The sequence below is a fragment of the Algoriphagus hitonicola genome, assembly GCF_900113375.1.
Lineage (GTDB): Bacteria > Bacteroidota > Bacteroidia > Cytophagales > Cyclobacteriaceae > Algoriphagus > Algoriphagus hitonicola.
The window spans coordinates 318,503-331,671 of sequence record NZ_FOPC01000003.1 but is presented as its reverse complement, the minus strand read 5'-3'; the positions used below and the strand labels follow the sequence as shown (position 1 = coordinate 331,671).

The following is a 13,169-nucleotide window of genomic DNA, read 5'->3' as shown; positions in this document are numbered from 1 at the left end:
AGGGAAGATTTATTGTCTTCCCTTTCGGTTTATTTTGTGATATCAAGGTTGAAAATGGACTTCAGCTCCATCGCATCTTCAGGTTTCATTCGCTTGGCAAGAACGAGCCGTAGTTGTCTTCTTCTCAAAGCTCCGTCAAATAATTCGATTTCCTCTGCTGTTTCGGGAACCACCTCCGGGATTTCGATGGGTTTGCCGTTTTGGTCCACCGCCACAAAAGTGAAAAAAGCCCGGTGAGTGATGGTTTTTTTGCTGGCTGGAATATCCTCTGCACTCACTTCGATAAATACTTCCATAGAAGAATTAAATGCCCGTGTTACTTTTGATTGCAAGGTAACCACGTTGCCAAGTGCGATCGGTTGTTTGAATGAAATACTGTCAGCAGATGCGGTGACCACGATTCGATTGGAGTGTTTTTGAGCGGCAATCGCAGCTACCACATCCATCCAATGCATCAATCTTCCACCCATTAGATTATTGAGTGTATTGGTATCGTTTGGTAGCACCATCTCTGTCATGATAGTAGCAGATTCCTTGGCAAATTTTTTCTTTGACATACCGATGTTTTTTTCAAAAATAAGAATAAAATTTTTCTGAACAGAAAATGAAAGATTAAAATCAGAATATTATTTTGAAAATTCTGTTTTTATCTCCATCCATCTTTTCCCAAAAGGGGGACAAATGCAAATCCGTCAAATTCCTCTCTTTCCACTTTGCTTGGGCCGGTTTTGGTAATTCTCACCATGGTCTGAAGGCTGCGATCACCGACCGGGATGACGAGGATTCCACCGACTTTGAGTTGCTGAATCAGTGCATCCGGAATCACGGGCGCTCCGGCTGTAACTAGGATTTTGTCATAAGGTGCATGCTGAGAAAGTCCTGCACTTCCGTCCCCGTAGAAAAGGTGCATGTCGATCCCAAGCCGTTTTAAAAATTTTTGAGTGGTCTCAAAAAGCTTCTTTTGATATTCTATCGTATAGACCTCCGCACCCAATAAATGGAGAATGCTGGCCTGATATCCCGAACCTGTACCGATTTCGAGTACCTTATCACCTTCTTTGATGTCGAGGAGTTCTGTTTGGAAAGCCACCGTGTAGGGTTGAGATATTGTCTGACCTTCGCCGATCGGGAAGGCCTTGTCTTCGTAAGCGTGCGATATCAGTGCAGAGTCAAAGAAAAAATGTCTAGGAAGTGTATTAATGGCGTGTAGAACCCGCTCACTTTTGATGCCTTTTTTTCGTAATGCAGCAACTAATGCTTTTCTTTTTCCCTTGTGTAAATAAGTATCTTCGAGCTTAAGGAGTGGCATTTCAATTTTATTTTCTCTCGAAGTTAATCGATTATTTGACTTAATTTGAAACCGAAACGGGCAATTTTTGCTTACTCATTGAAAGCCAGAACAGAAGTATTACAAGATGTTTACAGGAATTATCGAATCATTTGCCAGCGTCAGGGATATTGTCCGAGAAGGGACTAATGTTCACTTTGAGTTGGAATCAAATTTAGCAGCCGAATTAAGCATAGACCAGTCGCTCGCACATGATGGGGTCTGTCTTACTGTGGTCCAAACTTCGTCTGATTCCTATCGGGTCACGGCCATCGATGAGACCATCAAAAAGACAAATTTAGCTCAGTGGAAAGTAGGAAAAAAAGTAAATCTGGAGCGCTGCATGTCTGCAAATGGTAGATTTGATGGGCATATTGTGCAGGGACATGTGGATCAAACTGGTAAAATCACCCAAATCAAAGATCAGGACGGTTCTTGGATTTTTGAGGTGGAATATGATGCAGCTCTTGGAAATATTACCGTAGAAAAAGGTTCCATTACCATCAATGGCACCAGCCTTACTTGCTTCAATTCCAAGCCGGGAGGGTTTTCAGTTGCGATCATTCCCTACACCTATGAGCACACCAATTTTCATCAACTTGCGGTAGGGGACTTGGTCAATCTTGAATTTGATATTGTCGGAAAATACATCCAGCGAATCACCAAAGGGTATCAATAAAATCTAAGACTTTACTCCTAGGATACTTGGTAAAACTTAATCAGTAAGAATTAATTCAAACTGAGACTTTTTTTCTCCGGGTCTTTCACTAATCGAAATCCGACATTAGAGGTGCCTGAATCGAATGCCTGTCCCTGTCGGGCACTTGGTCGGTAGTTTACACAATAGTTTTCGGCACAGAGATACGATCCGCCTTTGATTACTCGCTCTTGGGCGTATGGATTTTCAGGATTGTAGCAGGGATTCATGCCGGCATCAAGTTTGGGTGCTTCCCCTGCCAGTCTAGCGAGTTTGAGGGCATCATACCAGTCGCTGGTGAGTTCCCAGACATTTCCGATCATGTCGTAGAGGCCATAGGTATTTGGTGCATAGGATTTTACTGGCGATGTACCGGAGAATCCATCGGATTCTAAATTTTCATGAGGAAAAGTTCCCTGAAATGTATTGGCGAGATAAGTCCCATTTGGAGTCAATTCATCCCCCCAAGCGAAACGTTTCCCATCGGCACCACCTCTTGCTGCAAATTCCCATTCCAATTCTGTCGGGAGTCTTTTTCCTGCCCATTCGGCATAAGCCAAGGCATCTTCATATGCGATATGAACAACAGGATGATTTTCTCTTCCATCGAGATTACTTTCAGGTCCTTCTGGATTTTTCCATGAGGCTCCTTCGACCCATGACCACCAAAGCGAGACGTCTTGGGTGGGAACCTGGTAAGGTGGCGGAGTAAAAACCATCGAACCAGGGACGAGCACTGAGTCATCGGGTTTGGTAGTGCCGGGGGGAACTTGTTTTTTGAGATCTTCCCAATCTGGTTTTTGCTCAGCTACAGTCACATAGCCGGTTTCATCTACAAATTTTTGAAATTCTGCATTGGTCACTTCATGAGTGTCCATCCAAAAACCGGAAACTGAAACATTCACCGCTGGTTTTTCAGCAGGATAAGCATCGGCTTCAATGGTGCCCATGGTAAATTCTCCTCCGGGAATCCAGACCATTCCTTTTGGCGCATCACTGGGGGGGAGAGGATTGGATATATTTTTTTCAGTAGATGCGGTTTCCTTTGTTTCAGTTTTTGTTTGACAGGCAATAAAACCAATCGTAGAAGAGAGAAGTAGAGCAGGGAAAATTCGGAATCGGATTGAGGTAAACATAGATCGAATTTAAGTAAAATCTCCGAAACTGGATTTCAGCCTTTACACTTTTAATTCCATCGCGTCGATTCGAAGTTGGACTTTTCTCCGAAGCTTATTGAAAAACTGGTTCCGTTCTTTTTCCCCGACTTTACTGATTTGGGTTGATTTTTTGATCAAATTTTCAAGATTGACAAACATCCCATCGTTAAAAGACTTGTCTGCTGTGCCCAAAAAATAGATCACCCCATAATTCAGATAAGTGATCCTAGTCCCGTCGATTTCGACGAAAAACGTATTGTCCCCCAGCACAAATTCATTGACAAAGAAATGATAATCGGCACTGTCCATGCCTGGATCTTGGTGGGGAAGAAATTTCTTACCCGACTCGGTCATTCGCTCCAAATGATCCACCACCTCCAGCATGCATTGATAGAGTCTTTTGGTGTCCTGAGGATTTGGGATGATTCCCATTTCTTGATACAGATCAATCTGTCTCAGTGTCGTATTCATCCCTTCTACATTCCAGATTTCAGTGGTTTCGATTTTATTGTAAGTTTTGAGAATCTTCTGGGTCAAAGGCTCAAATCCATGGTGAGATTGGTCAGAAATACTGAATTTTGCTCCTTTGAGACTATCCTGAAAAAGAATTGATTTTTTCCAAAAGAAAAATTTAAAGGACGCCAATTCCGGATGGTAAAAGTGATACCAGGGTGCCATATCTTTGAGTAGATAGTATATTTTCTTGTTTTGAAAAGTATTGACCATTTCCAGCTGGGCGAGGACATCTTCCAGCCAGTTTTTGAAATTGTCCTCTTGAAAGGTATTTTGCTTCCCCTGAAAAACGATGGTATTGGAATTCAAGCTAAAGAGCTTATCTACTGAGACATTAAATTTTTTGCAGAGCAAATTGATCTCTTCAAAATCAATTAATTTTTCTCCACGAATTCTCCGGTAAGCGCTGTCCATACTGATATTCAAAGTTTCAGCAACTTTATCTACCAAAGAAGAGTAGGAGGGGATTGCGGATTTGAGACTTTGGAAGAAGGCGGCCTGATGTTGGTTGATGGTCTCCATAGGTTCTGGTTTTAGTCTTGATTTAATTCAATAAATCTTGGATTAATTTAAACATATAATTTTAAAATAGTTTGATTCGTAAAATATTATTTTGATAATTAGAATTATTCAAAATTAAATATTTAATGATCGAGTTGTTATTTTTTAGCACATTGAGTCAGTTAACCCAAGTTTGATTTTTGTGCTTACCTATTGATTGGTTTTAGATTGATCGAATAACCTAGACTCAGCTGGCCTATCCCACCATCAGCATCGAAGATCCTTCCGTATTCGATTCTAAAGGCGTTGTTGGAAAGGTTTTGCCGGATCAAAAGTCTAAGATGGGTATCTCCGTCAAATTCCGAGTCATTTCCGGTGGTAGTATAGTAGGGTGTGGCTTCGAGTTCTCCCTTACCCAAAGTCCGTGCACTTTGGAGATCCGAAAATACCGGAGCACAACTGGCAGTCAACAGAATCAATCCAATTGCAATAGGAGGGATGGGAAGAGTCCAAGAACTGAGATGCCCTCTATGATCAAAGTCAGAAAAGTATTTTTTCATCATCGATTCGGTTAATCGGTCATTCTTTGATGGGAGAGTTCCAAACATCCAATCCCATAAGATGGTACTGAAGCTATATCCTTTATTGGGTCGGATGCTGTGATGTAAAATGTGGGCTCGTTGGATTCGGGGCAGGAGGATTTTCCCAATCGGAAGATGAAGTAACAGATGTAAGTAGCTGTAAAAAGCGAATCCAAAAATAAATCCAGAAATAGTCATCCAAAGTTCATTCTTGATGAGTGCTAACGCAAATGTCAAAAGAACTAGGAGCAAGGAAATCAAACGATCCCAATGGTTTACTTTCATCGAACCGGGATCTTTGTGGTGATTATGGTGATTAAATAGCGTGTCTTTACTTCCTGGTACTATTAACTCATGCATTAAAAATCGATGAATGAAATACTCAAGGAAAGTCCAAATCAACCAACCTTGAAAAAACAAAAGCAATAGCTTAAGCGAATAATTTGGAACCAAATACGAAGCGATCAATCCTATAGAAAGGATAAGGACAAAAGCACAAGTAATACAAAGGCTCACTGTCCAGAGGGATTTTTGAATGGAAGTTTTCATGGCTGTTTTTTTTAAGGAAATTAGATTCCTTTCCAAAGGCCTGAAAACTGAAAAAACTAAGCTTGAAACTTGCTTTAATTTATCTATGCCAAAAAATAAAAAATTGTATTTTTTCTAGGTTGTAGTTTGCAAAAGTTGTCGCGCTGAAACTGATTTTTGTAAAAAATACTAATTGAATTTTCTTCACTGTGAAAATCGCAATGCCCTACTGGAGCGGTTTTGATTGTTCAAATACAGAATTTTCTAATTTAAGAGCTGTATTTTGTTTTTCGCCGATACTTTGGAATAAAAAAGCTGCCTACTTGCAGAAGTAGACAGCTTTTTAACCTAGTTCTTCTTGGATTTTAAGCCTTTTCACCGGCATGGGCAGCGGCATGGAGTTTTCCAAGTTCTTGATCAATAGTCCAAAGACCGATTCCCTCTTCACCAATAATATCAAACAGCTCCAAAGCTCTTCGGGACATCGTTTCTTCCTCACGTTGCTCGGTCACGTACCATTGCATAAAGCTGAAGGTGGCAAAGTCCTTTGCTGAAAAAGCATGATCCACAATACTATTGATGGATTTGGTCACTTTGATCTCATGCTCGAGAATCAATTCAAATATTTCTCTTAGCGAATTGAAATGATTTCTGATCCCGGTAATTTCCGGCTGAATAGCATGTCCTCCAGCTTCATTGACATATTGAAATATCTTCATCATGTGCATTCGCTCCTCATCTGCATGGGTATAGAGGTATCGGGCGGCATTTTCATAGCCCATCATGTGGCACCATGAGGCCATCGATAGGTAATATGCAGAAGACTTTCCTTCCATCTCAATTTGCTTGTTGAGTAGTGCTTCGGTGTCGTGCAGCAAGGATCGCTGCAAAGTGACTATTTCTTTTTGTTTCATTTCTGAGGGATTTATTGGTATACAAGTTAACTAGAATTGCGATTTCTAGTTCCTTTTGAAAGGGTCAGAGCTAAAATTTAGAATTGGTTTAAGTTAGCAAGCTTTCGAGAACAGAACAAAATCAACCAATAGTTTTAAGTTTCGGTTAAGATATCGAACGGCAGATTAAATTTCTGGGAAAATTAAATTTTACAAAGGGTATTTAGGTTTACCGCTAAATCTTAAATTTATGCCAAATCCTTAATTTGATCCTTTAGTTTTCTATGCGTTCATTCCACCCACCAACCAAAGACGAATATCCTGCTTATTTTGATCGCTACCTTCAGCTCAATCCTCAGCAGGATTATCCTTTGCTGATCGAAGAACAAATTCAAACGATCAAGGAGTTATTTAAATCCAAAACCTCAAATTGGGCTGAAAAACCCTATCAAGCCGGAAAATGGTCACCAAAGGAGGTCTTGGGTCATGTAATAGACACCGAGCGAATCATGACTTTCAGAGCCCTGTGTTTTGCTCGTGGTGAGCGAAATGCACTTCCGGGATTTGATCAGGATCCCTATGTGTTGAATGCACGGTTTGGCTCAGTTCCGTCTGCGCTTCTTTTGGAAGATTTTGAAAATCAGCGAAAAGCTTTATTGACTTTGATTCAAACTCTTCCTGAAGATTCCCTGGATTTTCACGGTAAGGCCAATGGGACCAAAATCACCCCGCGCGCATTGTTTTGGATTATCCCGGGGCATTTTATTCATCATCTTACTATATTAAAAGAACGCTATCAATAAATGGAACTTTCAATTGCAATTGTAGATGCTTTTACGGAAAAAGCTTTTGGTGGAAATCCCGCCGCGGTCTGTCTGCTAGAGCAGGAAATTAACGCTGCTTTGATGCAGTCAATCGCTTCTGAGATGAATTTGAGTGAAACGGCTTTTGTCCTCCGAACCGAACAAAAAGGACATTTTAACCTTCGCTGGTTTACGCCGACCTTGGAGATTGACCTCTGCGGACATGCCACCTTGGCCAGCTCTTTTTGGATGTTGCAAAAGGGCTGGGCGGTAGAGGGAGAAAAACTACATTTTCACACCCTAAGTGGAGAACTGATTGTGAAAGTGGGGCAGGAGATCATCGAAATGGATTTTCCACTTTTGGAAACCACTGTCGCTACGCATCCTTATTTTCAAGATCAGCTATTTGGCAAAAAAATCGTCCGAGCGGCAGAATTGAAAAGAAATTGGATTTTTGAGTTGGAGGACGAGGAGGCCGTCAGAAGCCTCATTCCTGATTTTGGGGAAATCTCAAAACATAGCGAGGAAGGAATCATCATTACCTCCAAAGGAAATGACGTTGACTGTGTTTCTAGGTTTTTTGGTCCTAATGTGGGAGTTCCCGAGGATCCGGTAACGGGTTTTGCGCATTGTGCTTTGATGGATTATTGGAATAAGCGAACCGGAAAATCAAACTTGAAAGCTCACCAAGCCAGCAAAAGAGGAGGAAACTTGGAAGTGGAAAAGCTAGGCAACCGAGTTTTACTCAAAGGAAAGGCGATAGGAATTTTGGAAGGTGTAATTAAAATATGATGAAATCGAGCCTGACGAAGAAGTCACACACTGGTATGATCCGAAACATGGGGCAACCATACGAGATTCTCCCCTAGTTCGATAAATCGGGAGGGGATAGAATATCCTGACCTTCGGTGCGGGACAAGTTATAACCTCTGAAAAACAAATTATTAACAGATGAATGAAGAAGGTAAAAACCCTCACAAGGCCATTCGCTATATCCGGCATTTCAGAAACTATTGGTTGACAGATATCAGTTTTAGCTTGCTCTTGGTGGTATTGCTGTTTATTGTCTTTGTACTTCCGATATTGATTGATTACGGTCATGTGGATATGATTTTTTCCAATGTCGTTTTTCTGTTTTTGTATTTTACCGGGATTTGGTCCTCAAGAGAGCGATTTTTGATTTTTCTTACTTCGGGCTTGTTTTTTACTCAATTGGCGATGAAACTTTTGCGGTTTAGTGATTTACCGGTGGAGTTTTACCTGCTGGAGCGAATCGTAGGTATCGCCAATATGTCCGTTTTTATTTTCCTCAATCTCCGCTTACTTTTCAGAGATCGGGAGGTAAATGTGTATCGGGTTGTTGGAGCAGTAAATGTATATTTATCGGTCGCGCTGTTGGGTGCTTTTGTCTTTGAAATCATCCACCTGACAATCGGGGAAAGTATCGGTGGCGATATCAAATTGGAGGGTTTGGATAATGATTATTCCAATTATATTTATTTCAGTCTCGTTTCCTTAACTACCGTTGGATTTGGCGAATTATTTCCGGTGAATGTCATGTCAAAAATGCTCTCCGTGTTTTTATCAACCGTGGGGATGCTGTATCCTGCGGTAGTTATCGCAAAATTGGTCAGTGAGACCAGAAAATAATTCCATTGATGTAAAACCTAGTGCATTTCTTCATCTGAGCATGTAGCTTACCTTAAAATCACTAAACTATGAGAAAATTTACCTTACCTATCCTTTTGCTTTTTTGCTTTTCCGGTCTTCAGGCTCAGGAAAACCGAAAGCTTCCTGTAGAAACTCAAATCGAAAAAAATCACGAAATCACGATCAAAGGAAATCGAGTTCCTTTTAAATCTATCACAGGTACACAGCCGGTCTGGGATGAAAAGGGAGAACCTATTGCTTCGCTTTTCTACACGTATTATGAGCGAACAGATGTAGATGATAAGGACACGAGGCCTTTGGTCATTTCATTTAACGGAGGCCCAGGATCGGCATCCATTTGGATGCATTTGGCCTATACAGGCCCTGTTTTACTCAATATTGACGATGAAGGCTATCCCGTACAGCCTTACGGGACTCGAGACAACCCTCATTCGATTTTGGATGTTGCGGACATTGTTTATGTCGATCCGGTCAATACGGGATATTCTAGAATTCTGAATGAAGAAACGCCCCGTGAAACTTTTTTTGGAATTAATTCTGACATCAAATATCTGGCTGATTGGGTGAATACCTTTGTCACCCGGCAGAATCGTTGGGCCTCCCCAAAGTACTTAATTGGCGAAAGCTACGGAACAACCCGTGTGGCTGGTCTAGTCTCCCAACTCCAAAATTCACACTGGATGTATTTCAATGGAGTAATTTTGGTTTCTCCGACCGATATGGGAATCGAGCGGGGTGGACCGGTGAAAATGGCTAATTATTTCCCTTATTATGCAGCCACGGCTTGGTATCACGGTCAATTACCGTCTGATCTACAAAGCAGGGATTTGGATGATATTATTCCTGAAGTAGAAAAATTCGCAGTGGATGAAGCCCTTCCTGCCATGGTTAAAGGAGGAAGTCTCACTGCTTCCGAGAAAGAAGCTATGGCAACGAAAATGGCCCGCTATTCAGGTTTGGACAAGGAAGTTTTCCTTTCAAATAATCTGATGGTCGGGACAAGTCTCTTTTGGAAAGAATTGCTCCGTGAGGAAGGAATGACGGTAGGTAGACTGGACAGCCGATATAAAGGTTTTGATCGGATGGAAGGAGGAGAGTCTTATGATTTTGATCCTGCGCTGACCAGCTGGAATCATGCTTTTGCGCCTGCTTTCAATCATTATGCGAAAAATGTCTTGGGATTTGAGTCAGATCTCACCTACAATCTTTTTGGTCCGGTTCATCCTTGGGATCGATCTAATGAAACCACAGGATATGACTTAGGACAGGCTATGCGCCAAAATCCTTATCTTCACTTGATGGTTCAATCCGGCTATTTTGATGGAGGGACCGATTTCTTCAATGCCAAATACAGCATGTGGCATATTGATCCCAATGGAAAAATGGCTGATCGAATGAGCTTCAAAGGCTATCGGTCTGGTCATATGATGTACTTGAGAGCCGAAGATTTGGCTACTTCCAATGAAGATATCCGACAGTTCATCCAAAATTCCATGGTCGAGGAAGGAATTCCCGCCAAATACGACTAATGAAAATGGCCCGGGTTTTTCTTAACTCGGGCCATTTTTTTACAGAGATAAAATGCCTTTGAAATCCTCCATATTAGAAATGGGAACTGTTGAGCCCATCATTTCACCAATCAGTCTAAAAACATCGGATAGCTTTTTTCCGCTTTTGCGCAAATGGTGAATAGAAGTGGCGCCATCTGATTTGGATAATTTTTTCTTTTGGGCATCTTTTAAGATGAGGTGATGGTAGAATACGATATTTTTAAATTTCTTAAAACCAACTATTTCTGACAGATAAGTCTGAGCAATACTTGAACTAAACAGATCCTGACCACGAACGATTAAATCAACCTCAAAATAGTGGTCATCTACTAAAGACGTCATGTGATAGGATGGCATTTGGTCTTTTTTCCGAACCATAAAAAAACTGGTATCCAACGGAATGGGCTGAATGATTTTGCTATCGGGATACTCGGTAAATTCTATCAGATCGGCGATTAAGGTATTGATTCTCCAAGCTGCTTCTTTCCGATCCAGCGGTATTCTTCTTTCTAAACAGTGCCCTAAATAATATCCGGAGGAATCCATCGATTGGATTTTCTTTCGCGAACAGGTGCAGGCAAATATGTGGCTTGTTTCCTGTAGTTTTTCTAATGCTTGTTCATAAAGCGGTCGTCGATGAATTTGTGACCATTCCTTTTCAAATTCAGTCAGATTTTTTGGTCCCTTATCGATAGTAATTTCCAAAAAATCCAAACTATCGAAGATGTCCTGAACGTATTCCGACCGATAGCGCTCCCGATCCAAATCATCGATCCGAAGGAGAATTTTTGCTCCTGTTTTTTCTGCCAAAGCTTTGGTTAGCAAAAACGAATAGGCATTTCCAAGGTGTAAAAACCCGCTGGGAGTGGGAGCAATTCTGGTCAAGTTAAACTTCATTTCGTCAAAATAAATATATTGGAGAAAAAACGATGCGCAAGTTATTTCTGATTTTGGTCATTTTAAGCTTTTCTTCCTGTCAATTTGAGGAGAGAAGTGTAGAATCCGCCACAGAGTTGGTCGAGAAATCCATTCAGTTTCATGATCCAAATCAGATGTGGGGATCTTTTTCAGGTACTTTTTCGATAAAAGACAGTCTTCCCAACGGAAGAGCCTCGAGGAGATATGAGGTATCTTTTCAGAATCAATTAAACAAAGTTCACTATCGAAATGATGATTTGGAATTTATTGTTTGGGAGGATTCCGTACAGGTTTTTAAGGGAGAAATCAAAAAAGATCGAGCCCTGATGCTTCGGAATTATTACAGCTATTTGTGGGGATTACCGATGAAGTTGATGGATCCCGAGACAAAAGTCGAAGAGGAAATTCTTGTGGAAGACCTGGATGGGAAATCCTATCAAGTAGTGCGTATTCCTTATGAAAAGGATACCTGGTATTTTTATTTTGATCCAGAGTCGGCACAACTGGAGGCTTATAAATTTTATCAGGACGAGGTGAAACAAAAAGGGGAAATTATATTTTTGGAAGGATTAGTGGAGTTTGAAGGGCTGAGAATTCCAAAAAACAGGTCTTGGTACCGCACCGAAAAAGAGGAGTTTTTGGGTACAGATCAGCTTATTTCGATCCAGTCACAAAATTCCAATTAAGCAACTTTAACGCTCAGAAAACGCGATTTTGAATGATTGGCCTTAATTTTAGGCAATGAAAATCCTGCGCCTTTTATTTCTGATCATTGGATTTGGATGGGCTTCTTTCGCCCTTGGGCAGACGACCTATTCGGGAAATGTCCTGGATGCCAATGATCGGCAAGTGATGGAAGGCGTCACGGTTAGAGTTTTGGATCGCGAGTCTACTAGCACGACCAATCAGCGCGGTTATTTTTCTGTCCAAGGCGTCGTAGGAGATACTTTATTGGTAGAATTCGAAGGATTCGTTTCCCAGAAGATTCCCTTGGGAAAGGAGCGCTTTTTAATGATCGAAATTCAGGACAAGGCTAGATTCCTACCGACTTTTGAGGTTAGATCCCCTGCGTATTCATACCGATTTAAAGATGGGAGATTGGTACTCAGAGATGAAAATGAAGTTGAGTCGCCATCTCGAAAAGGGGAGGTAATCGCCGGCCCCATCAATCGAGGAGATGGATCGGGCGGGATCGCATTTAGCGGAGTGATTTCTTATTTCACCAAAAAAGCCCGATATGCACGGGAATATGCCAGAAAACAGGAATGGCATAAACGAAGAGTAGGATATTATTCAATCATTGAATCTGATTCAATAAAAGCCAAGCTAAAGGAAGATTTTCAGATAAGTTCAGAGGATTGGAATGAATTAATTATCCGGTTTAACCAATTTCATGCATCCCACGAATTTTTGGATTGGAGCGAAAGCCGGGTCTATAATCAGTTGCGGCAGTTTATTGAAATCGAGACGACTTATATGGATTAAGCTTTTCGCTTAAATGACCATGTGACATGAAAACGGGCAACGAGCTCTCCTACGGGATTTTTTCCCTCAGAAATCATCGTTAATTGATTGGATTGATTCACTTCTAAAGCCTCTATTAATTTGAATAATTCCGCTCCTTGATCACAGGTAAAAGTGATTTTTTGATTGGCTTTTTTGAAATACTCTGCTCTAAAATCAACAACCAACATGCTAAACGAACCTTTTCCTGCCAAAGCAAGCTGACAAAGTGCTCCTGTGCTGAGTTCGGCTGCTCCTGCTAGTGCAGCAAAATAGATGGACCGGAAGGGGTTTTGTGATCTCCAAAAATAAGGAATACTCACCTGGCAGACCTCTGAATCGAGATTTTTGATTTTTAATCGCCAAAAAACTGCTGATGGAAGTTTGACAAGCATGGCAAACCAAAAAATGACAGGATGGGTCATTTTTCTTTGGTATTCGCGAGCGGCAGAATTTAGATTCATGGGATTTCGATAATATTTTCGGGTCAAAGTATTGAATATAACGAATAGACGGGCTCTTGAGAA

At 41.1% G+C, this 13,169-nt stretch carries 15 protein-coding genes; 7 read left to right on the top strand and 8 right to left on the bottom strand.

Annotated elements, in window-relative coordinates:
• Window positions 1-29: 29 nt before the first annotated feature.
• A complete protein-coding gene (locus BM043_RS06345) occupies window positions 30-557 on the bottom strand; it encodes an acyl-CoA thioesterase (protein WP_092789881.1) in 528 nt (175 codons plus the stop codon).
• Window positions 558-646: 89 nt separating this feature from the next.
• A complete protein-coding gene (locus BM043_RS06340; RefSeq protein ID WP_092789879.1) occupies window positions 647-1,309 on the bottom strand; it encodes a protein-L-isoaspartate(D-aspartate) O-methyltransferase in 663 nt (220 codons plus the stop codon).
• A 106-nt stretch (window positions 1,310-1,415) separates the two neighbouring features.
• Between BM043_RS06340 and BM043_RS06335 the strand changes: the two genes are divergently transcribed.
• Complete coding sequence (locus tag BM043_RS06335) at window positions 1,416-2,006, top strand: riboflavin synthase (protein ID WP_092789877.1); 591 nt, start codon at window positions 1,416-1,418, stop codon at window positions 2,004-2,006.
• 50 nt (window positions 2,007-2,056) lie between these two features.
• Here BM043_RS06335 and BM043_RS06330 read toward each other — a convergent pair whose 3' ends face one another.
• The 4 genes from BM043_RS06330 to BM043_RS06315 form a co-directional block, all read right to left on the bottom strand.
• On the bottom strand, window positions 2,057-3,160 hold the full coding sequence (locus tag BM043_RS06330; RefSeq protein ID WP_092789875.1) for a formylglycine-generating enzyme family protein: 1,104 nt from the start codon (window positions 3,158-3,160) through the stop codon (window positions 2,057-2,059).
• Between the two features lie 42 nt (window positions 3,161-3,202).
• Window positions 3,203-4,216: a hypothetical protein gene (locus tag BM043_RS06325; RefSeq protein WP_092789873.1), complete on the bottom strand. Its 1,014-nt coding sequence runs from the start codon at window positions 4,214-4,216 to the stop codon at window positions 3,203-3,205.
• A 185-nt stretch (window positions 4,217-4,401) separates the two neighbouring features.
• Window positions 4,402-5,325 carry a sterol desaturase family protein gene (locus BM043_RS06320; protein WP_092789872.1) on the bottom strand — a complete coding sequence of 308 codons (924 nt, stop codon included), beginning with the start codon at window positions 5,323-5,325 and terminating at the stop codon, window positions 4,402-4,404.
• Window positions 5,326-5,669: 344 nt separating this feature from the next.
• The gene (locus tag BM043_RS06315; protein WP_092789870.1) at window positions 5,670-6,218 is read right to left on the bottom strand and encodes a ferritin; all 549 of its coding nucleotides are present in this window, start codon (window positions 6,216-6,218) and stop codon (window positions 5,670-5,672) included.
• A gap of 263 nt (window positions 6,219-6,481) precedes the next feature.
• Here BM043_RS06315 and BM043_RS06310 point away from each other — a divergent pair, with 263 nt between their 5' ends.
• From BM043_RS06310 to BM043_RS06295, 4 genes are all read left to right on the top strand, one after another.
• Window positions 6,482-7,000, top strand: a complete 519-nt coding sequence (locus tag BM043_RS06310) for a DinB family protein (protein WP_092789868.1) — start codon at window positions 6,482-6,484, stop codon at window positions 6,998-7,000.
• Complete coding sequence (locus BM043_RS06305) at window positions 7,001-7,792, top strand: PhzF family phenazine biosynthesis protein (protein WP_092789866.1); 792 nt, start codon at window positions 7,001-7,003, stop codon at window positions 7,790-7,792.
• A gap of 159 nt (window positions 7,793-7,951) precedes the next feature.
• On the top strand, window positions 7,952-8,650 hold the full coding sequence (locus BM043_RS06300) for a potassium channel family protein (RefSeq protein ID WP_092789864.1): 699 nt from the start codon (window positions 7,952-7,954) through the stop codon (window positions 8,648-8,650).
• Between the two features lie 68 nt (window positions 8,651-8,718).
• The gene (locus tag BM043_RS06295; protein WP_092789862.1) at window positions 8,719-10,200 is read left to right on the top strand and encodes a S10 family peptidase; all 1,482 of its coding nucleotides are present in this window, start codon (window positions 8,719-8,721) and stop codon (window positions 10,198-10,200) included.
• A 39-nt stretch (window positions 10,201-10,239) separates the two neighbouring features.
• Here BM043_RS06295 and BM043_RS06290 read toward each other — a convergent pair whose 3' ends face one another.
• On the bottom strand, window positions 10,240-11,118 hold the full coding sequence (locus BM043_RS06290) for a glutamate--tRNA ligase family protein (RefSeq protein ID WP_092789861.1): 879 nt from the start codon (window positions 11,116-11,118) through the stop codon (window positions 10,240-10,242).
• A 32-nt stretch (window positions 11,119-11,150) separates the two neighbouring features.
• On the opposite strand from BM043_RS06290, the gene BM043_RS06285 reads away from it, so the two are divergent.
• Together BM043_RS06285 and BM043_RS06280 are read left to right on the top strand one after the other, a co-directional pair.
• Window positions 11,151-11,825 carry a DUF6503 family protein gene (locus BM043_RS06285; RefSeq protein WP_092789859.1) on the top strand — a complete coding sequence of 225 codons (675 nt, stop codon included), beginning with the start codon at window positions 11,151-11,153 and terminating at the stop codon, window positions 11,823-11,825.
• A 55-nt stretch (window positions 11,826-11,880) separates the two neighbouring features.
• A complete protein-coding gene (locus BM043_RS06280) occupies window positions 11,881-12,624 on the top strand; it encodes a carboxypeptidase-like regulatory domain-containing protein (protein ID WP_092789857.1) in 744 nt (247 codons plus the stop codon).
• On the opposite strand, the gene BM043_RS06275 is transcribed toward BM043_RS06280, so the two are convergent.
• A complete protein-coding gene (locus BM043_RS06275) occupies window positions 12,621-13,106 on the bottom strand; it encodes a DUF4442 domain-containing protein (protein ID WP_092789855.1) in 486 nt (161 codons plus the stop codon). The two genes, BM043_RS06280 and BM043_RS06275, sit on opposite strands and share 4 nt — an antisense overlap.
• Window positions 13,107-13,169: the final 63 nt, after the last annotated feature.